This is a genomic window from Mesorhizobium sp. GbtcB19, assembly GCF_019091085.1.
Lineage (GTDB): Bacteria > Pseudomonadota > Alphaproteobacteria > Rhizobiales > Rhizobiaceae > Mesorhizobium.
This window is the reverse complement of record NZ_JAGXJY010000011.1, coordinates 99,416-123,340: the sequence shown is the minus strand read 5'-3', so window position 1 is coordinate 123,340 and position 23,925 is coordinate 99,416. Positions and strand designations below refer to the sequence as shown.

18 protein-coding genes and 1 pseudogene are annotated in these 23,925 nt (G+C 64.7%); 7 read left to right on the top strand and 12 right to left on the bottom strand.

The window, feature by feature from the left end; all coding sequences use genetic code 11:
• Positions 1-266: 266 nt before the first annotated feature.
• Positions 267-413 (bottom strand): annotated as a pseudogene (locus KVT37_RS19590) (CopG family transcriptional regulator); the annotation flags it as partial.
• A gap of 192 nt (positions 414-605) precedes the next feature.
• On the opposite strand from KVT37_RS19590, the gene KVT37_RS19585 reads away from it, so the two are divergent.
• The 4 genes from KVT37_RS19585 to KVT37_RS19570 all read left to right on the top strand — a co-directional run bounded on the left by KVT37_RS19585 (position 606) and on the right by KVT37_RS19570 (position 7,622).
• On the top strand, positions 606-2,162 hold the full coding sequence (locus KVT37_RS19585; RefSeq protein WP_217576053.1) for a Do family serine endopeptidase: 1,557 nt from the start codon (positions 606-608) through the stop codon (positions 2,160-2,162).
• A 203-nt stretch (positions 2,163-2,365) separates the two neighbouring features.
• Positions 2,366-3,040 (top strand): response regulator transcription factor, encoded by a 675-nt coding sequence (locus KVT37_RS19580; RefSeq protein ID WP_040991372.1) that lies wholly within the window; start codon positions 2,366-2,368, stop codon positions 3,038-3,040.
• 7 nt (positions 3,041-3,047) lie between these two features.
• A complete protein-coding gene (locus KVT37_RS19575; RefSeq protein WP_217576051.1) occupies positions 3,048-4,526 on the top strand; it encodes a HAMP domain-containing sensor histidine kinase in 1,479 nt (492 codons plus the stop codon).
• Positions 4,527-4,640: 114 nt separating this feature from the next.
• On the top strand, positions 4,641-7,622 hold the full coding sequence (locus KVT37_RS19570; protein ID WP_217576049.1) for a bifunctional [glutamine synthetase] adenylyltransferase/[glutamine synthetase]-adenylyl-L-tyrosine phosphorylase: 2,982 nt from the start codon (positions 4,641-4,643) through the stop codon (positions 7,620-7,622).
• Here KVT37_RS19570 and KVT37_RS19565 read toward each other — a convergent pair.
• The 4 genes from KVT37_RS19565 to pepN all read right to left on the bottom strand — a co-directional run bounded on the left by KVT37_RS19565 (position 7,607) and on the right by pepN (position 13,728).
• Positions 7,607-8,044, bottom strand: coding sequence for a type II toxin-antitoxin system PemK/MazF family toxin (locus tag KVT37_RS19565; protein ID WP_217576047.1), 438 nt, complete (start codon positions 8,042-8,044; stop codon positions 7,607-7,609). The genes KVT37_RS19570 and KVT37_RS19565 overlap by 16 nt on opposite strands.
• The gene (locus tag KVT37_RS19560; protein ID WP_217576045.1) at positions 8,041-8,301 is read right to left on the bottom strand and encodes a type II toxin-antitoxin system prevent-host-death family antitoxin; all 261 of its coding nucleotides are present in this window, start codon (positions 8,299-8,301) and stop codon (positions 8,041-8,043) included. The genes KVT37_RS19565 and KVT37_RS19560 overlap by 4 nt, the downstream gene beginning before the upstream one ends.
• 79 nt (positions 8,302-8,380) lie before the next feature.
• Positions 8,381-10,702: a PAS domain-containing sensor histidine kinase gene (locus KVT37_RS19555; RefSeq protein WP_217576043.1), complete on the bottom strand. Its 2,322-nt coding sequence runs from the start codon at positions 10,700-10,702 to the stop codon at positions 8,381-8,383.
• A 380-nt stretch (positions 10,703-11,082) separates the two neighbouring features.
• Positions 11,083-13,728: an aminopeptidase N gene (gene pepN, locus KVT37_RS19550; RefSeq protein ID WP_217576040.1), complete on the bottom strand. Its 2,646-nt coding sequence runs from the start codon at positions 13,726-13,728 to the stop codon at positions 11,083-11,085.
• Positions 13,729-13,962: 234 nt separating this feature from the next.
• Between pepN and KVT37_RS19545 the strand changes: the two genes are divergently transcribed.
• A complete protein-coding gene (locus tag KVT37_RS19545) occupies positions 13,963-14,910 on the top strand; it encodes a DMT family transporter (RefSeq protein ID WP_217576038.1) in 948 nt (315 codons plus the stop codon).
• 1 nt (position 14,911) lies between these two features.
• Here the strand turns inward: KVT37_RS19545 and KVT37_RS19540 are convergent, their stop codons facing one another.
• From KVT37_RS19540 to KVT37_RS19530, 3 genes are all read right to left on the bottom strand, one after another.
• Entirely contained in the window at positions 14,912-15,724 is an 813-nt protein-coding gene (locus tag KVT37_RS19540) for a helix-turn-helix domain-containing protein (protein WP_217576036.1), read from the bottom strand.
• A gap of 209 nt (positions 15,725-15,933) precedes the next feature.
• Positions 15,934-16,869 (bottom strand): uracil-DNA glycosylase family protein, encoded by a 936-nt coding sequence (locus KVT37_RS19535; protein WP_217576034.1) that lies wholly within the window; start codon positions 16,867-16,869, stop codon positions 15,934-15,936.
• 200 nt (positions 16,870-17,069) lie between these two features.
• The gene (locus KVT37_RS19530; RefSeq protein WP_217576032.1) at positions 17,070-17,744 is read right to left on the bottom strand and encodes a hypothetical protein; all 675 of its coding nucleotides are present in this window, start codon (positions 17,742-17,744) and stop codon (positions 17,070-17,072) included.
• Between the two features lie 251 nt (positions 17,745-17,995).
• Here KVT37_RS19530 and KVT37_RS19525 point away from each other — a divergent pair, with 251 nt between their 5' ends.
• Both KVT37_RS19525 and KVT37_RS19520 read left to right on the top strand, forming a co-directional pair.
• Positions 17,996-19,675: an electron transfer flavoprotein-ubiquinone oxidoreductase gene (locus KVT37_RS19525; protein WP_217576030.1), complete on the top strand. Its 1,680-nt coding sequence runs from the start codon at positions 17,996-17,998 to the stop codon at positions 19,673-19,675.
• Positions 19,676-19,914: 239 nt separating this feature from the next.
• Positions 19,915-20,508 (top strand): DUF922 domain-containing protein, encoded by a 594-nt coding sequence (locus KVT37_RS19520; RefSeq protein ID WP_217576028.1) that lies wholly within the window; start codon positions 19,915-19,917, stop codon positions 20,506-20,508.
• A 60-nt stretch (positions 20,509-20,568) separates the two neighbouring features.
• Here the strand turns inward: KVT37_RS19520 and KVT37_RS19515 are convergent, their stop codons facing one another.
• The 4 genes from KVT37_RS19515 to KVT37_RS33805 all read right to left on the bottom strand — a co-directional run bounded on the left by KVT37_RS19515 (position 20,569) and on the right by KVT37_RS33805 (position 23,748).
• Entirely contained in the window at positions 20,569-21,573 is a 1,005-nt protein-coding gene (locus tag KVT37_RS19515) for an endonuclease/exonuclease/phosphatase family protein (RefSeq protein ID WP_217576197.1), read from the bottom strand.
• A 130-nt stretch (positions 21,574-21,703) separates the two neighbouring features.
• Entirely contained in the window at positions 21,704-23,164 is a 1,461-nt protein-coding gene (locus tag KVT37_RS19510; RefSeq protein ID WP_254634132.1) for an AMP nucleosidase, read from the bottom strand.
• A 179-nt stretch (positions 23,165-23,343) separates the two neighbouring features.
• Positions 23,344-23,547 (bottom strand): hypothetical protein, encoded by a 204-nt coding sequence (locus KVT37_RS19505; RefSeq protein ID WP_217576024.1) that lies wholly within the window; start codon positions 23,545-23,547, stop codon positions 23,344-23,346.
• 66 nt (positions 23,548-23,613) lie between these two features.
• The gene (locus tag KVT37_RS33805; protein ID WP_306796981.1) at positions 23,614-23,748 is read right to left on the bottom strand and encodes a hypothetical protein; all 135 of its coding nucleotides are present in this window, start codon (positions 23,746-23,748) and stop codon (positions 23,614-23,616) included.
• Between the last annotated feature and the right edge of the window lie 177 nt (positions 23,749-23,925).

Sequence of the window (23,925 nt, the reverse complement as noted above, 5' to 3'; positions counted from 1 at the left end):
CACGAATTGCGAACCGCGGAGGTTGGCCGAGACCCCTGCGTCGTCGTCATCCACGGGCGAAGCAAGGAGCGAAGCGACGCGGCGCAGACCCGAGGATCCATTCCGTGACTTCGAGGCGTCGCGGCCGTCCAGAATTCTGCTCTTGGCACCCCTCGCGCGAGGTAACGGAATGGATCCCAGGGTCTCCGCGACGCCGCTTGGCGGCTGCTCCGCCCTGGGATGACGACGACGCGGATGCATCCGCTAAAATCCAAGCGCGGCATACCTCACACCTTGCCTGCGCGCTCGGCCTCCACGATCTCGATCACTGCGTCGATTTCCGCCATTGCCGCTTCGTGAGGCACCACACGGCCCGCCTTTGCATCGGCTATCCCGCGCTTGATGTCTTCGATCAGCTTAGTCTCCCAATCGACTGAGACTCGAATTCGCGTGGTACGCCCCTTGGGCATCTTGAAACCTCGTGATTCTACGCGTCATCGCCGGTCCGCCAACATTACAAAACTTTCATGTATCGGAAATGGCGCCGTAATGTGCGGCCCTCTAATCCTCTCGCCCGAGGATGCTTCGCCTGAGCGCATCCGCTTCGACAGAGGATAAGAAACCCCATGAATAATGCCCCCAATTCATTTTCCAGCTCCCGCAAACGCCTGATGGCGGCCGTCGCTTCCCTGGCCGTGGTCGGAACGGTCGGCGCCGGCATGCTCGCAACCGGCACCGCCCCCGTGCTGGCCGATGCCGTGCGCGTCGAGGCCCCGCAGATGCCGAGCTTCGCCGATGTCGTCGAGCACGTCTCGCCGGCGGTGGTCAGCGTCAAGGTCAAGGCCAAGATCCAGCCGACGGCCGACGACGGCTCCGACGACCAGGATGGCTTCGACAACCTGCCCGACAATCCGCAGCTGCGCCGCTTCTTCAAGGAATTCCGCGGCTTCGGCGACCAGGGGCAGGGCGGCCAGTTCGGCATGCGCCGCTTCAACCACCGCGACCATGGCAATGGCCAGCCGCGCCCAGTTGCGCAGGGCTCGGGCTTCTTCATCTCCGAGGACGGCTACCTCGTCACCAACAACCACGTCGTCTCGGAAGGCTCGGACTTCAGCGTCGTCACCAATGACGGCAAGGAGCTCGACGCCAAGCTGATCGGCACCGATCCGCGCACCGATCTCGCGGTGCTGAAGGTCGACGGCGGCGGCAACAAGTTCACCTATGTCGACTTCGCCGACGATTCCAAGGTTCGCATCGGCGACTGGGTGGTCGCCGTCGGCAATCCGTTCGGCCTCGGTGGCACCGTGACCGCGGGCATCGTCTCGGCCCGCGGCCGCGACATCGGCGCCGGCCCTTATGACGACTTCATCCAGATCGACGCTTCGGTCAACCGCGGCAATTCGGGCGGCCCGACCTTCAACCTCAACGGCCAGGTGATCGGCATCAACACCGCCATCTTCTCGCCCTCGGGCGGCAGCGTCGGCATTGCCTTCGACATCCCGGCCTCGACCGCCAAGCAGGTCGTCCAGGATCTGATGAAGAGCGGCTCCGTGCAGCGCGGCTGGCTCGGCGTCGAGATCCAGCCGGTCACCTCTGATATCGCCGAATCGCTCGGCCTGAAGTCGGACAAGGGCGCGCTGGTGTCGAGCGCCCAGGATGCCGGTCCGGGCAAGAAGGCGGGCATCACCGCCGGTGACGTCATCACCCAGGTCGACGGCAAGGATGTCGCTTCGCCGAAGGAACTCGCCCGCCTGATCGGCGGCTATTCGCCGGGCAAGTCGGTCGACGTCACGGTCTGGCGCGATGGCAAGTCCGAGACGGTCAAGGTCGATCTCGGCACGCTGCCCGCAAGCGACAAGCAGGCCTCGAACGACGACAACAACAAGCAGTCGGCGCCCGCCGCCAAACCCGACACGCTGGCCGATCTCGGCCTGACCGTCACCAAGGCGGAAAACGGCAAGGGCCTCGTGGTCACCGATGTCGATCCCGACAGCGCCGCGGCCGACCGCGGCATCCAGCCGGGCGACGTCATCACCTCGATCAATTCGAACGATGTGAACACCACCGACGACGTCTCCAAGGCGATGACCGACGCCGCCAAGGCCGGCCGCAAGGCGGTGCTGATGCAGATCACCCGCGACGACTCGAACCGCTTCGTCGCGCTGCCAGTCGGCAAAGGCTGACGTTTCAGCTTTCAGCTTTTCCCTGTGGCGGTATCAACACCCCCGAGCCGCCACCGGGAAAACATGGGGCCGAGCACGTAAGTCAGTCACCGTGTTTCGCTCCTGGCGGCAGCGGGTTTCCCATCACCCGCTGCCGCTTTAACTTGAAGGCGACAAGAATGACTGCCCCTCAACCTTCCAATGAAATCGCGTATAACGGCTCCATGAAGATTCTCGTCATGGAAGATGATCGCGAGGCAGCGGACTACTTGCAGAAGGCCTTCGCCGAGGCGGGCCATACCGCCCATGTCGCCGGCGACGGCGAGACCGGCTTCGCGCTCGCCGATGCCGGCGACTATGACGTGATGGTGGTCGACCGCCTGATGCCACGCCGCGACGGCCTTTCGGTGATCGCGGCCCTTCGCTCGCGCGGCAACACCACGCCGGTGCTGATCCTTTCGGCGCTGGGCGAGGTCGACGACCGCGTCACCGGCTTGCGCGCCGGCGGCGACGATTATCTCACCAAGCCCTACGCCTTTTCCGAATTGCTCGCCCGTGTCGAGGTGCTGAACCGCCGCGCCAGCGCGCGCGAGTCCGAGACCGTCTACCGCGTCGGCGATCTCGAGCTCGACCGGCTGTCGCATTCGGTCAAGCGGGCCGGGCGCGAGATCACGCTGCAGCCGCGCGAGTTCCGCCTGCTCGAATATCTGATGCGCCATGCCGGCCAGGTTGTGACGCGCACCATGCTTCTGGAAAATGTCTGGGACTATCATTTCGATCCGCAGACCAACGTCATCGATGTTCATGTCTCGCGCCTGCGCGGCAAGATCGAGAAAGGTTTCGACAAGCCGATCCTGCACACCATTCGCGGCGCCGGCTACATGCTGAAGGGCGGCTAAGGGCAAAATGGCTCTTTCCCTGCCGGCCATCATGAAGACGACGGCGGCCCGGCTCTCGGCGCTTTATCTTCTGCTTTTCGCGCTCTGCGCGGTGCTGCTCGTCTTCTACATGACGTCGCTGTCGGCGCGCATGCTGACGGCGCAGACGCAGGAGACCATCAACGATGAGGTGCTGGGCCTGGCCCGCGCCTACCAGCGCGGCGGCCTGCCGGTGCTGGTGCGCGTGGTCGAAAACCGTTCCCGCCAGCCCGGCGCCAACCTCTATCTGATCGCCGATGCCAACGGCCAGATCCTGACCGGCAACGTGCAGAGCCTGGAGCCCGGGGTCATCGAGACCGAGGGCTGGACGATCGAGCCCTTTTCCTACCAGCGCTTCGGCGAGGGCGAACTCGACCGCCTGCGCAGCGGGGCAACCGACCAGGCCGCGCCTCAGGCCGGCGACAAAAACAATCCCCAGTCGACAGGAGAAAAGGGCCACAACGCCATCGCCCTCGTGCTGCGACTGCCCAACCAGATGATCATGCTGGTCGGCCGCGATCTCGGCGAGCCCGAACGCTTCCGCGCCGTCATCAGCCGCGCGCTGACCCTGGCGCTCGGCATGATGGGCCTGGGCGGCATCCTGATCTGGTTCTTTGTCGGACGTGCCGCGCTGAAGCGCATCGACAGCGTCTCGGACGCCAGCCGCCGTATCTTGGGCGGCGACCTCAGCGGACGACTTCCGGTCACCGGCGCCGGCGACGAATTCGACCGCCTGTCGGAAAACCTCAATTCGATGCTGGCCAGGATCGCCATGCTGAACGAGGGGCTGAAGCAGGTCTCCGACAACATCGCCCACGATCTGAAGACGCCGTTGACCAGGCTGCGCAACCGCGCCGAGGCGACGCTTGCCGGCCGGCACAAGACGGAAGACTACCGCCAGGCGCTGGAGGGCACGATCGCGGAATCCGACCAACTCATCAAGACGTTCAACGCCATCCTGATGATCTCGCGCCTCGAGGCCGGCTATTCCTCGGAACAGACCGGTCCGGTCGATCTCGCCGCCACGGTGAGCGACGTCGTCGAACTCTACGAGCCGGTGGCGGAGGAGGCGGGCGTCGCGCTGGAAACGACCGCGCCCGAGGCCTTGACGATCAACGGCAACCGCGAGCTGATCGGCCAGGCGCTGTCCAACATCGTCGACAACGCCATCAAATACTCGACCGACGCGGCGGAGACGCCGAAGGTGCGAGTGGCGCTGGAGCGCGCCGGAGGCGAGATCAAGCTCACCGTCACCGACAATGGCCACGGCATTCCGGACGACGCCGATCGCGCCCGGGCCACCGAGCGTTTCGTGCGTCTGGAAAAGAGCCGCTCGCAACCGGGGTCAGGCCTTGGCCTCAGCCTTGCCAAGGCAATCATGACTTTCCACAACGGAAGGCTTGATCTTTTGCCCGCCAATCCCGGATTGTCCGTGGTCATGAGTTTCCCGTTGCGGGAGACGCATTAAAGCAGGTCGCGAGAAAAAGGATTCACGCGACCTGCTTTAAGTTTTTGATTTAAGCATGTCTTTGTCCCGAAACCGGGCCCACTTTCGGGAGACATGCTTTAATGGCGCGGATAAATGGCGAAGAAGAAAATCGAATCCGAGTTGCGGCTTAGCCCGACACTGGCGCTCCAGTCTCTGGACGTGGATCGTGCCTGGCGCGAACTGTCGGAAATCGCCGACGCCGCGGATGAAGAGGGGCTTTCCCGTCTCGCCATATTCCTGGCGGGCGAGGGGCCGCTGCAGGACCTCCTTGCGGCCGTCTTCGACCTCTCGCCCTTCCTGCGCGATGTGGCGCGCCGGCGGCCGGCAATTCTCGACACGTTGTTCGACCGGACGATCGAAGCGCGGCTTGGCGCCATCGGCGAGGCGATCGGCGGCGCGGCCAAGGCGGAGGATGCCTCGGAATCCGGCCTGATGATGGCGCTGCGGCAATGGAAGACCGAAGCGCATTTTCTGATCGCGCTCGCCGATCTCTCGGGCGAGGCGGAGACCTCGGTGACGGTGCGCCGCCTCAGCGATCTCGCCGACGCCTGCACATCCGCCGCCGTCGATTTCCTGCTGCTCGACGCGCATCGGCAAGGCAAGCTGAAGCTGCCCAAGCCAGCGGTCCCGGCCAGGGATTCAGGCTGGATCCTGCTCGGCATGGGCAAGCTCGGCGCGCATGAGCTGAATTTTTCCTCCGACATCGATCTGGTGGTCTTCTTCGAGCCGGAGGCGCCGGCCGTCATCGATCCGCTCGACGCGACCGAGCTGTTCTCGCGGCTCACGCGTCGTCTGGTGCGCATCCTGCAGGACCGCACCGAGCACGGCTATGTCTTCCGCACCGATCTGAGACTCCGTCCCGATCCCGGCTCGACGCCGTTGGCGATCCCGGTCGAGGCAGCACTTCGCTATTACGAGGCACGCGGCCAGAACTGGGAACGCGCCGCCATGATCAAGGCGCGGCCGGTGGCCGGCGACCTCGCTGCGGGCGCGGCCTTCCTCAAGGAATTGCAGCCCTATGTCTGGCGCAAATACATGGACTATGCGGCGATCGCCGACGTTCATTCGATCAAGCGCCAGATCCACGCCCATAAGGGCCATGGCGAGATCGCGGTGAAGGGCCACAACGTCAAGCTCGGCCGCGGCGGCATCCGCGAGATCGAGTTCTTCGTCCAGACCCAGCAGCTGATCGCCGGCGGCCGCTTCCCGGAGCTGCGCGGCCGCGAGACGGTGCCGATGCTGGGCGCGCTCGCCGCGCGCGGCTGGATCACCGCCGACGCGCGTGATGCGCTGACCTGCCAATACTGGTTCCTGCGCCGCGTTGAGCACGCCATCCAGATGGTGGCCGACGAGCAGACACATACCCTGCCGGACAGCGACGAGGAGCTAAAACGCATCGCGCTGATGCTGGGCTTTGCCGGCGAGGCGGAATTCACCGAGGCCTTCCGCGCCGCGCTGCAGCAAGTCGAGCGCCACTATGCGGCGCTGTTCGAAACCGCGCCCGAACTTTCCGCCGGCGTCGGCAATCTGGTCTTCACCGGCGATGTCGATGACCCGGACACGCTGCAGACGCTGGATCGTCTGGGCTTCCAGCGCCCGAGCGACATCTGCCGTGTCATCCGCGGCTGGCATTTCGGCCGCTACCGCGTTACCCGGTCGGCGGAGGCCCGCGAGCGGCTGACCGAACTGACGCCGGCGCTTCTCAAAGCCTTCGGCCAGACGCGACGCGCCGATGAGGCGCTGATACGCTTCGACGAGTTCCTCGCCGGCCTGCCGGCGGGCATCCAGCTTTTCTCGCTGCTGCAGTCGAACCAGGCGCTGCTCAAGTTGATGGCGACCATCATGGGCGCGGCACCCCGGCTCGCGGCCATCATCACGCGCCGTCCGCACGTCTTCGACGGCCTGCTCGATCCGGCGTTGCTCACCGAACTGCCGAACCGCGCCTATCTCTCGGCGCGGCTTGCCGCCTTCATCGAGGGCGATCGCGCCTATGAGGATGTGCTCGACCGCCTGCGCATCTTCGCTTCCGAGCAGAAATTCCTGATCGGCGTGCGCCTGCTTGCCGGCTCGATCGATCCCGCGCGCGCTGGCCGCGCCTTCTCCGATCTCGCCGACCTCACCATCGAGGCGGCGCTCAATGCGGTGATCGCCGAATTCGCGCTGCGTCACGGCAGGATCGCCGGCGGCAGGGTGGCGCTGCTCGGCATGGGCAAGCTCGGCAGCCGCGAGCTCACCGCGGGTTCCGATGTCGATCTCATCCTGCTCTACGACCATCACACCGATGCCGAGGACTCCGACGGTGATAAACCGCTGGCGCCTTCGCACTACTACACCCGCATGACGCAGCGCCTGATCGCCGCCGTCTCGGCGCCGACGGCCGAGGGCGTGCTTTACGAACTGGACCTGCGCCTACGCCCCTCGGGCAATAAGGGGCCGGTCGCCACCCACATTGACGCGTTCAAGAAATATCAGCGCCAGGACGCCTGGACCTGGGAGCATATGGCGTTGGCAAGAGCCCGCGCCATCGGTGGCGACGCCGAACTCTGCGCCGAGCTTGACGACGAGGTGGCCGCGGTGCTGGCGCAGCCGCGCGATGCCGGCAAGGTCAAAGCCGAAGCCTCGGACATGCGGGCGCTGATCGAGAAGGAGAAGCAGCCGCGCGACCTCTGGGACATCAAGCTGATCCCCGGCGGGCTGATCGACCTCGAATTCATCGCCCAGGTCGCGACCATCACCGGCAATGTCGAACCCGGCCGCCGGGTGACGGCGACAGCCGACATTCTGGCGCGGCTTTCTCCAGGTTTTGCCCCAGCCGATATGCGTGAAGAGCTTGGCGAGGCCTACCGGCTCTACCTGGCGCTGACCCAGATGATCAGGCTCTGCCTCACCGGCGAGTTCCAGCGTGACGATGTCCCGCCGGGGCTTTCAGACCTGCTTCTGGCGGTCACCGACCTGCCGGATTTCGCCGTGCTGGAGGCACATCTCAAGGAGACTTCGGGGAAGGTGAGGAGGGACTTCGACCATCTGCTTCGCGCGGGCGCGCCGAAACGCGCGCCTGGCTACTCGGAGCGCTGAACCTGGCGGAGCCTGCGTTGCGCGTGCGCCTGCAGGATTCGATCGCGCAGATGGGCGTAGAAGCGGGGCGGCACCATGCCGTAGTGGAAGCGGGCTGGGCTGTTTCCTGGGATGGGTCGGAGATCGGGACCTGGCCATAGGAAATCGTTGGTTTCGCTGACCAAGACCCAGGACCGCATGTCGTCGAACCCTAGATGCGCCTTGAGCGGCGCGGGCATCTCTATTGCGTCGGCGGGGTCGGCCGGGGGCGAGTGCGTGATTGGAACGACGGTCACGACCTCACGACCTTCCACGATCCGGCGCGCCGCAACGATCGCGCAGGGCCGGTTCTTGCGACCCTCTTCGACGCCTCTCCTGTGCTCGTCCGACCATAGGTAGGAATAGGAAATCACCAGGCCGGGAACAGGCTTGGGCAGGCTCACGGCGTCCAGTCTTTGAGCATCTGGTCCAGCTCGTCATGCTGGGAAGGGACCGCGCTCTCGGCGATGGCTTTCAGCGTCTCGTCGTCGAGTTCCTCGACGGGGCGGGCGACGCGTCCCTTGACCAGCACTTCGAACATTGCGGCCGAAAGAAGCACCGTATGGGTTCGTCCGTTTTTCGTAATCGCGACCGGCGCCCGCTGCGCGGCATCCTGGAAGCGGCCGACATTCTGCTGGAATTCCGTCGATGTTATGCGCATGGAAAGTCACCTCTTATCCAAAATAGATAAAATAGATAACTTTTTCAAGTTTGATCCAGCTGTTGCGGATGCTGGCTGGTCAGGCCGCCGCCTTCACCGTCGGCGGCGCCTTCTTCAGCGGGATTCGCACCGACACGATGGTGCCGGTGCCTTCGGTCGAGCGGATCTTCAGGGCGCCGCCCTGCAATTCGGCCAGCGAGCGCGAGATGGCGAGCCCGAGGCCCGAGCCGGTGTGGTTCTTGGAGAACTGGTTCTGCACCTGCTCGAATGGCCGGCCGAGCTTGCTCAGCGCCTGCTTGGGGATGCCGCAGCCATTGTCCTCGATGGTGAGCAGCAGCGCGCCCGATGTGTTGCGCGCCCTGACCGTGATCTTGCCGCCCTGTCCGGTGAACTTCACTGCGTTGGAGAGCAGGTTGATGGCGATCTGCTTGATGGCGCGGCGGTCGGCGTAAAGTCGCATCGTATCGGCGATGCGCGTCTCGACATTGATCGACTTTTCCGCCGCCTGCAGTGAGATCACCCGCACCGTTTCCTTGATCAGCGGGCAGAGGTCGATCTCCTCGCGGTCGAGCGAGAACTGGCCGGCTTCGATCTTCGACATGTCGAGGATGTCGTTGATGACACCGAGCAGGTACTTGCCGCTGCCGTTGATGTCGGTTGCGTATTCCTCGTAGCGCTCGGAGCCGAGCGGCCCGAACAGGCCCTGCTGCATCAGCTCGGAGAAGCCGATGATGGCGTTGAGCGGCGTGCGCAATTCATGCGACATGTTGGCGAGGAACTCCGACTTGGCCCGGTTGGCCGCCTCGGCGCGCTCGGTTTCCTTCATATATTTGCGGTTGAGCTCGACCATCTCGCTGGCGCGTTCTTCTTCGGCGCGCCGCGCGAGGCTGAGGTCGTGGATCGTCGCCATCAGCCGGCGTTCGCTGTCGACAAGCTTTTCCTGGTGCAGCTTGATCTGGGTGATGTCGGAGCCGACCGAGACGATGCCGCCGTCGCGGGTCCTAAGCTCGTTGACCTGCAGCCAACGGCCGTCGGCAAGCTGGCGCTCCAACGTAACGCCGCCATGCGGACCGTTGGCATTGGCGAGCCTGCGCTCGGAAGCGAAGGCCAGCATCCGCTCTTCCAGCGTATCGCGAACGACGCCCGGCACGACGTCGCGGTCCGACAGTCCGTTGTCCTTCTGGAACTTCGAATTGCACATGATCAGCCGTTCGGCGGCATCCCACAGCACGAAGGATTCGTTGATGTTCTCGATAGCGGTCCTGAGCCGCATGTCGGCCGCTTCCGAGCGCAGCGCCAGGTGCCGCTGCTCGGTGACGTCGACGGCGATACCGATCAGCTGGATTTCCGGGGCTTCCGGGTCGATCACCTGGGCGCGGGCCCGCATCCACACCCATTGCCCGTCGGCATGGCGCATGCGGAACACCTGGTCGATATGGTCGATCTCGCGTTCGACGATGCGGTTGGCGAGCTCGAACAGATCGCCGTCGTCGGGGTGGATGATCTCGTCGACCTCGCCGAAGGACAGCATTGAATCGCAGGGCTCGTAGCCCAGCATGTCGTACATGGAGCGCGACCAGTACATCTTGCCGCGCACCATATCCCAGTCCCACAGGCCGCAGCGGCCGCGCACCAGCGCCATGTCGATGCGCTGATGCGCCTCGAGATAGATGCGGTCCGCTGCCTGGGCGCGCGCCGCCTGGCCGAAATAGGCGTAGAGGATGACGATCAGCACGCCCGCCGTCAGCACGAACAGCGTGACGTTGAGCGACATCGACTTGCGCCAGCTGTCGAACACCGCTTCCTGCGGCACCAGCACGGCGGCTGCGTGTTTGTGGTCGCTGGCGAGGCTCACGGCGGCAAACCAGTCCTGTCCGGCGATGCTGACATCCATCACGCCGGCCCGGTCGCCGAACATGAACAGCGGCTGGCCGCCCAGCACGAGACTGTCGAGCGTGCGGCCCTGCCAGCCCGTCGACAGCGGCGAGACGGCAATGACCTTGAACGCGCCGTCGGTGATGGCCAGCACATGGGCACGGCTCATAGCGCCCTGACGGCTGGTGCTTTCCAGGAGACCTATGGCATTGGCGCCGGCCGCGCTGGGGTCCGCGGTGACGGCCTGCGCCATCTGGCCGGCGGCCAGCGCCAGCACCGCCTTGGCGTCGCGCTCGATCTCGTCATGCTCGTTCATCAGCGACAGGAAGCGCAGCGCCGCGATGACGACGAGGAAAATCACGATCAGCGCCGGGATCGACCGGCGCAGCAGCGGCTCGGCGGCCAGGAGCCGCTGATAGGTGGGTTCGGCGATCAGGCGCGTATTGCCGGCAAGTCCATCGCTCCTTGCCTTGCGACGCGCAAAAGCCTTCCCTCCGGGCGCGCCCCACGCGTCCGCCTTGGCCATAAATGGCACTCCCCGATCTGCCGTATACTGGATGATCCGGATACGCCGCACGCCCGAATCGCCATTAAAGAATCAAAGGTGATTCGCCTTGTCCAGAGGCGCGGGCGAAAAAGATTAAAAGTTGATTGAAATTTGTCTTTTTCCCTTCTCCCCTTGTGGGGTGAGAAGCGGTCCGCGTTAGCGGACGAAAAGCCAATTGCTTGGCTTTTCGAGCTTCGAACGCCCTGAGCCTGCGAAGGGCCGGGCGGTGGATCGGCGCGACAGCGCCGAGACGGATGAGGGGTGTTCCAGCGGAGTGAGACGTCGGCTTTCCCTGGAACACCCCTCATCCGTCGCCTTCGGCGACACCTTCTCCCACAAGGGGAGAAGGTGAGTTGGTGCTACGCCAGCGTCCGTTCCACGATATCGCGCAGATCCGCCGACAGGTTCTCGGCCTTCGCCATGTCGAGTAGCGCCTGCTTGGCCTTGGCCTGCCGCCCAGGCTCCAACGCGCGCCAGGACCGGAGCGCCGTCGCCAGCCTTGCCGCCACTTGCGGGTTGCGCTTCTCGACCTCCAGCACCGTCTCGGCGAACAGGCGATAGCCTTCGCCGTCGGGGCGGTGGAATCCGGTCTGGTTGGCGCTGGAGAAGGTGCCGATCAGCGAGCGCACCCGGTTCGGATTGGCGATCGAGAAGGCCGGATGCCGCATCAGCGCGCGCACTTTCTCGACGGTCCTCGCGCCCGGCACGCCGGCCTGGATCTGGAACCATTTGTCGAGCACCAGCGCGTCGCCGCGATAGCGGGCCTCGAAGGCGGCCAGCGCCTCTTCGGCGTCGGCAGTGCCCGAATGGCGATGCGCCAGCACGGCAAGCGCCGCGGCGCGGTCGGTCATGTTGGTGGCGGCAGTGAAATGTCGCGCTGCGAGGGCGGCGCCGCCCGGCAGCAGTGAAAGATAGTCGAGCAAGATGTTGCGCAGCGCCCTGCGTCCCGCACTTGCCGCGTCCGGTGTGAACGGGCCGTTGTCGGTAAGGCTTTCATAGAGCGCCAGGAAGGTCTCGCGGTTCGCCTTGGCGATCGTGCGCGCCAGCGCCTCGCGCGCGGCAAAGATGGCGTCTGGGTCGATGCCTTTGCCGATATCGCGGGCAATGTCGGCTTCGCCGGGCAGCGCCAGCGCCAGCGCCCGGTAGGCCGGCTCAAGCGTCTCGTCGCCGGCGATCCTGCCGGCGAGTTCGGCGAGCTTTGCCGTGAAGACCGGCTGCTTGCCGCCGAGCACCTGGCGGAAGGCCGCGATCAGTGCGTCGGTCAGCAGCGTGTTGAACGCCTGCCAGCGCGAGAAGGCGTCGCTGTCATGCGCCGCGAGGAAGAACTGGTCGTCGGCTTTCTGCTGCACCGAAAGCGTGATCGGCGCCGAGAAGCCGCGGTTGAGCGACACCGAAGGCCGTTCCGAAACGCCCGAAAAGCGCACCGTGTGCCGGCGCTTGCGGATATGGATGACGCCGTCATCCACCGTTGCGCCTTCGACGGCGTCCCAAGCGACAGGTTTGCCGCCAGCGCCGACGAGTCCGAAAGCAAGAGGAATATGCATCAGGCGCTTGCGACTTTCCGACGGCGTCGGCGGCACCGACTGCTCGATCTCCAGCGTGAACTCCTTTGCCGCCGCGTTGTGCGTCGAGCTTACCGTCAGGTTCGGCGTGCCGGCCTGGTGATACCAGAGCGCGAATTGCGCCAGGTCCCGCCCGGAGACGTCCTCGAACACTTTCAGGAAATCCTCGATCGTCGCGGCCTCGCCGTCATGCCGCTCGAAATAGAGGTCCATGCCGGCACGGAAGGTTTCCGGCCCGAGGATGGTGCGGATCATGCGCACCACTTCCGAGCCCTTCTCGTAGACCGTTGCCGTGTAGAAATTGTTGATCTCGCGGTAGCGCCGCGGCCGCACGGGGTGCGCAAGCGGCCCCTGGTCTTCCGGGAACTGATGCGCGCGCAGCGTGCGCACCTCGGCGATGCGCTTAACCGCCCGCGAGCGCTGGTCGGCGGAGAATTCGTGGTCGCGGTAAACCGTCAGGCCTTCCTTCAGGCAGAGCTGGAACCAGTCGCGGCAAGTGATTCTGTTGCCAGTCCAATTGTGGAAATATTCATGCGCGATGATCGCTTCGATATTGGCGAAGTCGGCATCCGTGGCGGTCTCTTCGTCGGCCAGCACATATTTGTCGTTGAAGACGTTGAGGCCCTTGTTCTCCATCGCCCCCATGTTGAAGTCCGACACGGCGACGATGTTGAAGACGTCGAGATCGTATTCGCGGCCGAAGGCTTCCTCGTCCCACTTCATCGAGCGCTTCAGCGCGTCCATCGCGTAGCCGGCAAGCCGCTCCTTGCCCGGCTCGACATAGATGCCGAGCTCGACCTCGCGGCCGGACATCGTGGTAAAACTGTCCGCCACCTTGCCAAGCGCGCCGGCCACCAGCGCGAAAAGGTAGGAGGGTTTGGGGAAGGGGTCGTGCCACACTGCGTAGTGCCGGCCGTTGGCGAGCGCGCCGCGTTCGATGGGATTGCCGTTGGAGAGTAGCAACGGCGCCTCGTTGTGCGGAGCTTCGATGCGCACCGTGTAGACCGACAGGATGTCGGGGCGGTCGAGGAAATAGGTGATGCGGCGAAAACCCTCGGCCTCGCATTGCGTGCAATAGACGTTGTTCGAGCGATAGAGGCCCATCAGCGCCTCGTTGCGTGACGGCGCGATCTCCGTCTCCAGGCGAAGCTCGAAGCGCGCCGTCGCCGGCGGCCTCAGGATCGTCAGCCCGTCCGGCGTCGCCTCATAGTCGCTGGCCGGCAGCGCATGCCCGTCTATCGCAACGCCAAGCAGCGTCAGCCCGTCGCCGTCGAGCACCAGCGGTGCCGAGGCGGCGACGCCCTCGCGCCGCTCGATGGTGAGCAGCGCGGTGACATGGGTCGCGTCCGGCGACAGCCGGAAGTCGAGGCTGGTCCTCGGGATGAGATAGTCGCTGGGGCGATAGTCTTCGAGCTTGAAGACATGGCCGGTATCTGTGCGCATTCCTTGGGCTTTTCCTGTCGACTAGGGGCGGCCAGCAAGCTTGCTGGTCCAAGAATTTTGAGGTGCGCGCTCTTTACACGAAACGGGCACTCGACAAAACTGCGGGATAGGGCGTTTCGCAATTCCGGACGGAGGCTACGGCGAAGTCGCCGAACCTAACCGTTTAACCCTTTTCCTGGAATTGCTCTTAGGCTATTTCGCGGCTTTGTTTTCCGACCATCCTCTCGAGGCAAGATGACCGTCGATCATGCCGTCGGCCACAGCACGCTGCGCGGCATTACGCTGAAGATCGTCTCGGTGACGGTCTTCGTTGGCATGCAGACCTGCATCAAGGCGGCAGGCGATGTGCCCGCCGGGCAGATCGTCTTCTTCCGTTCCTTCTTCGCTATCTTCCCGATCATCGCTTTCCTGGCCTTCAAGGGGGAGCTTGCCACCGCATTCACCACCAGGCGGCCGTTCAACCACATCGCGCGCGGCCTGGTCGGCGTCGGCGCCATGGGGCTTGGTTTCTTCGCGCTGACCAGGCTGCCACTTCCCGAGGCGATCACGCTGAACTACGCCCAGCCGCTGCTGGTCGTTGTGTTCTCCTCGGTCTTTCTCGGCGAGACGATCCGCGTCTATCGCTGGAGCGCCGTTGCGGTCGGCCTGATCGGCGTGCTGATCATCTCCTGGCCGGAGCTGACGCTGCTCAATTCCGACCAGGCGCTCGACGACCAGGAATTGTTAGGCGTCATGGCGGCTTTGATCGCCGCGGCGATCTCGGCCGTCGCCATGCTCCTGGTGCGCAATCTCGTGCAGACCGAAAAGACGGCGACCATCGTGCTATGGTTCTCCTCGACGGCTTCGGTTTTGTCGCTTCTCACGCTGCCCTTCGGTTGGCAGGCGCTGACGCCGATGCAGGCGGCGCTGCTTGTTTTCGCCGGCTTCTGCGGCGGGCTCGGCCAGATACTGATGACCGCGGCCTATCGCCATGCCGAGGCTTCGGTCGTGGCGCCGTTCGAATACACCTCGATGATCCTCGGCGTTGTCGTCGGTTTTTTCGTCTTTGGCGACGTGACCTCGTTCAACACGCTGATCGGCGGCGTCATCGTGGTCGCTGCCGGCATCTTCATCATCTGGCGCGAGCGGCAACTGGGTCTGGAACGCACGCGCACAAGGACGGCGACGCCGCCGCAGGGGTAGGTCAGCTTGCCGCGCCCCGCTCCTTCGCCAGCCGCACCAGCACCGTCCTTGTCTGCTCATCGGCCGGGAAAAAGGATTCGATCGCCAGTTCCGACAGGGTGACGTCCAGCGGTGTGCCGAACACGGTGATGGTGCTGATGAAGGACAGCACCTGATCGCTATGGGCGAGCCTGAGCGGATGGACGATGCCGCTCGGCTCGACTGGTGTCGGGCGGCTGCTTTTTAAGCCGGACGGATAGGTACGCAGCTCGCGCTCCAGCTCGATCAGCACCGGATCGCCGGTCGCGTCGTTCTGATGCTTCAGCCGCTCGAGCAGATGCGCGCGCCATTCCGCCAGATTGACGATGCGCGGCGCGACACCGCCCGGATGCAGGCTGAGCCTCAGCACATTGACCGGCGGCCGGAGCAGGGACGGCTCGGAGATATCGGCCAGGAAAGGGGCGATCGCCGCATTGGCGGATATAAGGTTCCAGTGCCGGTCCACCGCCAGAGCCGGAAAGGGTTCGTGGCCCTTGAGCACCGTCTCGACCGCGGCCATGGCCGGCGCAAGGGTTGTGTCGGTGAGCGATTTTTCGCTGAAGCTCGGCGCGAAACCAGCCGCGAGCAAGAGCTGGTTGCGCTGCCTGAGTGGGATCGACAGCTGCTCGGCCAGATGCAGCACCATGTCGCGCGAAGGCTGGGCGCGCCCGCTCTCGACGAAGGAAAGATGTCGCTGCGAGATGTCGGCCTCCATAGCAAGGTCGAGCTGACTCATGCGTCGCCGCGTGCGCCACTCACGGATCAGGCTGCCGGCGGAGATGTCGGATGTCGTCATGGGGGAGGCGTAGGGCTGCGAGGGGCGCAATTCAATTACCTGCGAGGTTATAGCTCCCCCTTCTCCCCTTGTGGGAGAAGGTGTCGCCGAAGGCGACGGATGAGGGGTGCTCCAGATACCACCGACGTCTCACTCCGCTGGAACACCCCTCATCCGTCTCGGCGCTGCGCGCCGATCCACCTTCTCCCGCAAGGGGAGAAGGAGAGGGCTCATGCCAACCCCCTCAGCTTCGCCTTAACCTCGAGAAAATCCCGCCATGCCAGCTTCTTGTGCGCCGGCGTCCTCAAGAGATAGGCCGGGTGCAGCGTCGGCATGGCCGGAATGGCGATGCCCGATGCGGTCGTATGAACTCGCCAATTGCCGCGCAGGCGCAGGATGCCTTCCGTCGTGTTGAGCAGCGTCTTCGCCGACGGTCCGCCGAGATTGACCAGCACCTTCGGGTTGACCAGCTCGATCTGCCTTTCGATGAACGGGCGGCAGATTTCGGTCTCGTGCGGGGTCGGCGTGCGGTTGCCGGGCGGCCGCCAGGGAATGACGTTGGCGATATAGGCCGAGCTGCGGTCGAGGCCGATCGCGGCGAGCATGCGGTCGAGCAGCCGGCCGGAGCGGCCGACAAAGGGCAGGCCTTCGAGGTCCTCGTCGCGGCCCGGCGCCTCGCCGACCAGCATCAGGTCGGCGTTGGGGTTGCCGTCGGCGAAAACCAGGTTCTTGGCGGTGAATTTGAGATTGCAGCCGTCGAAGGCGGCCATGTGCTGGCGCAGCTCATCGAGCGTCGTCGCGCGTGCCGCAAGCTGCCGCGCCGCGGCGGCCTGCGCCTCGTCGGGAACGGCCGCGGCCGCCGGCATCCGCGCGGGCGCGTCCGGAATACTGCTCACATCGATACCGGATGGCGGTGCTGGCGGGTTGGGTGTCTCGGCTCGCGCCGGTGCCTGCTCGGGTGCCGGGCGGCTCTCTTCGCGGCGCGGCGCCGCGGCCGCGCGCTCGGCAGGACTGCGTTCGCCCGGCCCGCGTCCAGCCGGCCTTGCAGCCGGTTCGGCAAACCGATTGATCGGCGCGTCTTCCAGCGCGTCGTCGACGCCGGCGCTGGCATAGAAGGCGAGCAGCTCGGCGATCTCGGCAGGTGTGCTGGGGGAGGCGGCAGTCATGGCGCCACCATCGTCCGCGCGGCGCCGATTTGCAAGGTAAGCCACGTTCGCCTGCATTGAAGCATGTCGAGATTCAGGTCAGGCCGAGTCGAAAATGGTGGTTTCCGAGAACCGGAGCGGAGCGTACTTTTCGTACGTGAGCACCGGAAGCGCAGGAAGCCACCATTTGCAGGCCGGCATCACCTGAATATCGATATGCTTCACCCTGTCGGTATGCGCGGATCCTGCACGATGTAAAACGTCCAGCGCGGCGTGTAGTCGGTGACCAGGAAATCGAAGGTCGCCGTCTTCAGCGGGTCGACCTTGCCGTTCTTGAAGAGCAACTGGTCGTAAGGTTCGAACTTGCGATCGAAATCGGCGAAGTTGCTCGACCAGATGTTGTCGGGCGTCTTGTTGCGCTGGTCGAAGGACAGGCCATCGCCGAACACGCTCGGCTGGTCGAGGATCTCCTGCAGCTCGAACTGGAACTCCACCCAGGGCAGCGCGCTGTTGTTGAGCACGTCGATGCGCATATACATCACGCCATTGGCGACCTCGCCGGCCTTGCCGAAGGGCTCGATCGGCTTGGTTGCGCGGATGGTCAGCGTCACCGGCGTCGCCGTGTTGAGCTCCTCCTTGATGACCAGCGGATCTTCCTTGGTGCCGATGCCGGACACGCCGGTGATGCGAAAGCCGCCCAGCTCATCGGAAAAGGAATAGGCTCCGGTCGCCCAGACCTTCACCGGGTCGGCCCGGACTGGCATGGTCAAAAAGGCTGGCGTGGTCAAAAAGGCCGGCACGGTCAAAAAGAGGAGCGGAAGAACCACGCGCCAAGCCAAGCCGGGCGTGAAGAGTAAGCGCTTCGATGGAAAGCCGGATGGCTCTGGACTGCGCATGGCGTGAAGTATTGCCGATAACCAAGCCGCCGAACAATTAAAAACATGCGGGCGCGGCCTGGCCTGCCAACCGGTTGGCCCTGGCCTATGCTTGGTTCGGGCCGTGCCATCGCCCGTTTCGCATGCAAAACCGCGACTTTTTGTCGAAATCGGCGTTGTCACGTCAGCGCCGGTTTCGCGTCGCTAATTGATGCGCTATGCAGCGCGTGAGCCAGCAGAATGCGAAAACATGGCGAGCCAGTGAGGGGCCGATGAGCGAAATCGAACGCGAGAGCATGGAATTCGATGTGGTGATCGTCGGCGCGGGCCCCGCCGGCCTCGCCGCCGCGATCCGTCTGAAGCAGCTCAACCCCGAGCTCTCCGTCGTCGTGCTGGAGAAGGGCGGCGAGGTCGGCGCGCACATCCTGTCCGGCGCCGTCGTCGATCCGATCGGCATCGACCGCCTGCTGCCCGGCTGGCGCGAGGAGAGCGATCATCCGTTCAAGACGCCGGTGACCGACGATCATTTCCTGGTGCTCGGGCCCGCGGGTTCGTTCCGCCTGCCGAACTTCCTTATGCCGCCGCTGATGAACAATCACGGCAACTACATCGTCTCGCTCGGCAATGTCTGCCGCTGGCTGGCGACCAAGGCCGAGGCGCTGGGCGTCGAGATCTATCCGGGTTTTGCCGCGGCAAGCCTCGTCTACAACGATGCCGGCGCCGTCACCGGCGTCATCACCGGCGACATGGGCGTCGAGAAGGACGGCACGCATGGCCCGGCCTACGCGCCGGGTATGGCGCTGATGGGCAAATACGTGCTGATCGGCGAGGGCGCGCGCGGTTCTCTGGCCAAGCAGCTCATCGCCAAGTACCGGCTTGCCGACGGCCGCGAGCCGGGCAAGTTCGGCATCGGCCTCAAGGAACTGTGGCAGGTCAAGCCGGAGAACCACAAGCCGGGGCTGGTGCAGCATTCGTTCGGCTGGCCGCTCGACATGAAGACCGGCGGCGGCTCCTTCCTCTATCATCTCGAGGACAACCAGGTCGCAGTCGGCTTCGTCGTCCACCTGAACTACAAGAACCCCTGGCTCTCGCCCTTCGAGGAATTCCAGCGCTTCAAGACGCATCCGGCGATCAAGGGCACCTTCGAGGGCGCCAAGCGCATCGGCTACGGCGCGCGCGCCATCACCGAGGGCGGCTGGCAGTCGGTGCCGAAGCTGTCTTTCCCCGGCGGCGTGCTGATGGGTTGTGCTGCCGGCTTCGTCAACGTCCCGCGCATCAAGGGTTCGCACAATGCGGTGCTGTCCGGCATGCTGGCGGCCGAGCATGTCGCCGAAGCGATCGCCGGCGGCCGCGCCAATGACGAGCTTGCTTCCTATGAGCAAGCCTGGCGCGGCACCGACATCGGCAAGGACCTGAAGAAAGTCCGCAACGTCAAGCCGCTGTGGTCGCGCTTCGGCACCATCGTCGGCGTCGGCATCGGTGGCCTCGACATGTGGCTGAACACGCTGTTCGGCTTTTCGCCCTTCGGCACGCTGAAACACGGCAAGGCCGACTATGCGACGCTCGAGCCGGCCTCAAAGCATCAGAAGATCGCCTATCCGAAGCCCGACGGCGTCCTGACCTTCGACCGGCTCTCTTCGGTGTTCCTCTCCAACACCAACCATGAGGAAAACGAGCCAACCCATCTGATCGTCGGCGACACGGCGCTGCAGCAGCGCTCCGAGCACGACGTCTTCGCCGGTCCGTCGACCCGTTATTGCCCGGCCGGCGTCTATGAATGGGTGGATAAGGACGGCAATGCCGCCGCCGATCCGGCGGCCAAGGATGTGCGCTTCGTCATCAACGCGCAGAACTGCGTGCACTGCAAGACCTGCGACATCAAGGATCCGAACCAGAACATCAACTGGGTGCCGCCACAAGGCGGCGAAGGCCCGGTTTACCAAGGCATGTAAGCGGCTCCGACCGGGCCGTCTCGACCGCCGTCCAAGAAAAAGCCGGCGAAGGCCCGGTTTACCAAGGCATGTGAGCGGCTCCGACCGGGACAATACGGAAAGCCGGCGAAGGCCGGTCTGTCGAGGCATGTGGGCCGCGCTGCCGGGGCGGGAGACCACTATCTAAGTATCCGCCCGGCCATTATTGTTGAAACGGAAACGTGGCTGTGGTTCCTTCTCCTCGGATAGGGGGAAGATGGATGCGACTGAAGGTTCTGACGTGTCTCGTTGCCATCGGCGCGCTCTGTGCGCCGCAAGCCTCGGCCGGCAGCAGGATCCAGGTCGAAACGCGCACATATGACGTCAGCGGCGATACCGGCGCCGCGCTCATCGTGGCCATCAACCGCAAAGGCCCGAAGCGTGGCTTCATGACGCACGCCATCGCCCAGACGTCCTACGTGGCCAGCTGGGATCTCGTCGTGCTCCAGGACAAGGGTTCCTGCCGGGTACGCCAGGCGAACGGCACGATGAGCATGCTTTACACCTTTCCCCGTGTCGTTTCGCCCATGACACCGGCGCTAAGGAAGCGCTGGAGCCGGTTCTTCGCCGGCGTGCGGGCGCATGAGGAGACCCATGGCCGCGTCGCCAGGCAAATGATGCGCGCCGCCGAGCTATCGGTCGCCGGCCTCAGGATCGCCAACGACTCCTCTTGCAACAAGGCGCGTCGCGAAGCGCGACGCCGCATCGAGGCAGTCTATGCGCAATATGAGGCCAAGCAGATCGCGTTCGATGCGAGCGAGCATCGCCAAGGCGGCCACGTCGAGCATCTGGTCATGGCCCTGATCAAGCCTTGATAGGCCGATCGGTATGCTCGGCTCCGCATCCCTATGCGCTGGGATGACGACGCGAGCGCGTCAGCCGCGTGGCTCGGTAGACGAGGTATTCTGAGCCAGCGCCGATTTATGCTCATCCTCGGGCGCGTCGGGCCGCAGCGTGAACTCGACCAAAACAGGCAGATGGTCGGAGCCGGTATCCTCCAGCCGGGCCGAAGACAGGATCGTCACGCCGCCCTTGCTGAACACCTGGTCGATCGGCAGGCCGGCATAGCGGCGCAGGAAGTCCGGCAATGTGCGGTGGATCCAGGTCGGGCCGGCCGACGGCATCATCGTCATGCCGCTGAGCCGCGCCACCCGCCGCACCGCGGCACTCCACGGCACGGCGTTGCAATCGCCGGCCATGATGGCGGTTTCGCCGAGCGCGGCCAGCGACTCCGACAGTTCGCCGATCTGCCAGTATTGCTCCTTCGGCCATGGCCAGCTCAGATGGATCGCGGCGACCTTGACGGGAACGCCGCCGAAATCGATCGTGGCGGTGGCCATCGCGCCGCGCGGCTCGCAACGCGGCGCCGTGCCGGCGGCAAAGGGGCGGCGCGACAGCAGCGCGACGCCGAATACGCCGTTGGGATAGTCGCAAAGGATGCGATAGGGGTAGGCGCCGGCGATATAGCCGAGCTCGGTCGCCCACATCGCTGACACTTCGTCCAGCGTGATGACGTCCGGATTGGTCCGGCCGATCAGCGACAGCACCTTCTTCGGCGTCGGGTTGTTGAAGCGCAAATTCATCTGCAGCAGGCTGTAGACGATCCGGTCGGCCGGCTTGGCGATCGCCTGCTGCGCCGACAGTCTGGGCAGCGCGCTCATCGTCGTGGCGAAGCAGGCAATGGCGAAGACCAGCACCGCTACTGCCTGCAGCCGGTAGGAGCCGGCAAGCAGCGACAGCGCCAACAAGGCCGTCAGCACGCTCAGATGCATGCGGAAATGCGAGAAGGAATCGAAGGCCGGATGCAGCGCGCCGAAGAACCCTGCCAGGAGCGCGGCCGAGCATGCCATCATCGCCAGGAATGTCAGCTGAGCCACCATGCTCAAGCGCGCACCGCCCGTTGTCATCTGCTCCGACTACCCCGACCTTCCATCCGGATCGCTTATCGGCCAAATTGCGGCCCAAGCAAGACGACGGATTGCCTCGCCGTGTCCCTGCGGCTCCCGCTGGCTACTGGAAGGCCGTCTCGGAAAAACTTCTGAGCTTGCGTGAATGCAGCCTTTCCATCGGCATTTCGGCGAGCTTCTCCATCGCCCTGATGCCGATGGTGAGATGCTGCGCCACTTGCCGCTTGTAGAATTCAGTCGCCATGCCCGGCAGCTTCAACTCGCCATGCAGCGGCTTGTCGGAGACGCACAGCAGCGTCCCGTAGGGCACGCGGAAGCGGAAACCGTTGGCGGCGATGGTGGCCGATTCCATGTCGAGCGCGATGGCCCGCGACTGCGACAGGCGCTGCACCGGCCCGCGCTGGTCGCGCAGTTCCCAGTTGCGGTTGTCGATCGTGGCGACGGTGCCGGTGCGCATGATGCGCTTGAGGTCGTAGCCGGACAGCCCGGTGACTTCGGCGACCGCCTCCTGCAGCGCCACCTGGATTTCGGCCAGCGGCGGGATCGGCACCCAGACCGGCAGGTCGTCGTCGAGCACATGGTCCTCGCGCACATAGGCATGCGCCAGCACATAGTCGCCCAGCGCCTGCGTGTTGCGCAGGCCGGCGCAGTGGCCGAGCATCACCCAGGCATGCGGCCGAAGCACCGCGATGTGGTCGGTGATGGTCTTGGCGTTTGACGGGCCGACGCCGATATTGACCATGGTGATGCCGCCATGGCCGGGCTTCTTCAAGTGATAGGCCGGCATCTGCGGCAGGCGCTGCGGCGGTGTACCTTCGCCCGGCGCGGCGGCTCCAGCCTTGGTCACGACATTGCCCGGCTCGACGAATTCGCTGTAGCCGCCGCCACCGCTCTCCATCAGGTCGCGGGCGCGCTGGACGAACTCGTCGATGTAGAACTGATAGTTGGTGAACAGCACGAAGTTCTGGAAATGCTGCGGGCTGGTCGCGGTGTAATGCGTCATGCGATGCAGCGAATAGTCGATGCGCTGCGCGGTGAACGGCGCCAGCGGCCGTGGTTCGCCGAATGCCACCTCGAACGTGCCGTTGGCGATCTGGTCGTCGGTGCCGTCGAGATCCGGCACGTCGAACAGGTCGCGGATCGGCCGCTTGATGCGCTCGGCCGCGGCGCCGTCGACATAGGTGCCTTCCAGGAAGGCAAAATGCAGCGGGATCGGCGTCGTCGATTCCGACACCGTCACCGTTACGCCGTGATTGCGCATGATGAGCTTCAGCTGCTCGATGAGATAGTTCTCGAACAGCTGCGGCTGCGTGATCGTGGTGGAGAAATTCCCTGGCGTCGGCATGTGGCCGTAGGCCTGGCGGGAGTCGACCTGGCTGAACGAGGTCGTGGTGACGCCGATCTGCGGATAGAAGGCCCGGTAGCGCTTGCTCTCGTCGCCGCCCGCGGCAAGGGCCGCGAAGGAGTCGCGCAGGAATTTGGTGTTTCGGGCGTAAAGCGCCTGCAGTGCCGCGACGGCCTTTTTGGCGTCGTGGAATTCCTGCTTGCCGAAGGGCTCCGGCATGACGACAGATTCGATGGCTTGGGGGTAGATTCGCTTTTCCATGGCTCAATATAGAGACTCAGGAGAGCGCTTGGGAGGGGGCGGCGGTGCCGCGAGGGCCGACAGCGTCGATTTTCTTCAGGCGCGTTTAAGCCGGGTTCGGATTGGAGGCGGCCGGCCTGGCAATCCGACCCCACAACCTATAGAGCCTGCCCGCGCTGCAGGCTGACCAGCAGCACGAAGCCGACGCTCCGGTTCTTGTTTGCCGGCGCTTCGATCCGGTGGTCGGTGTCGGCGCGCATCATCGGCACTGCCAGCACCGGGGCGGCGAGCAGCATGAGGATGAGCGTCGCCCGCGGCAGCAGCCGAAGGATCTTCGTTGCGGTGGCGGCGATGCGGTTCATTTGGTGGTGTCCCCGGTTGTTCATTTGATTGCTCTCCAGCTTGGTCGTTTCAGCGCTTGACTTGGTTCACCAAGCCGAGAACGCAGCCACGGGCCGTTCCCACGAGCGAGCCGGATGCCCGGCCTCCGCCACGAGAATGGCGAAGAGCATGCCGAACAGGCTCATCAGCAGGCAGACGATGGTGAAGCGACGCGCAAGCATTTCTCTCTCCTTCAATGCGGGAGAGAATGCCGCAATGCCTCTGAACCGGTTCTGAGACCGGTATTCATCTGCGGTTCAAATTGATTGACGAGGGTTTGAGCGGCGCCTGCTGCTTGGGTCGGTTCCGGCGAAGCGCAGCGGCTGCAAAAAGAAACGGGGCCGCTCAGGCCCCGTTTT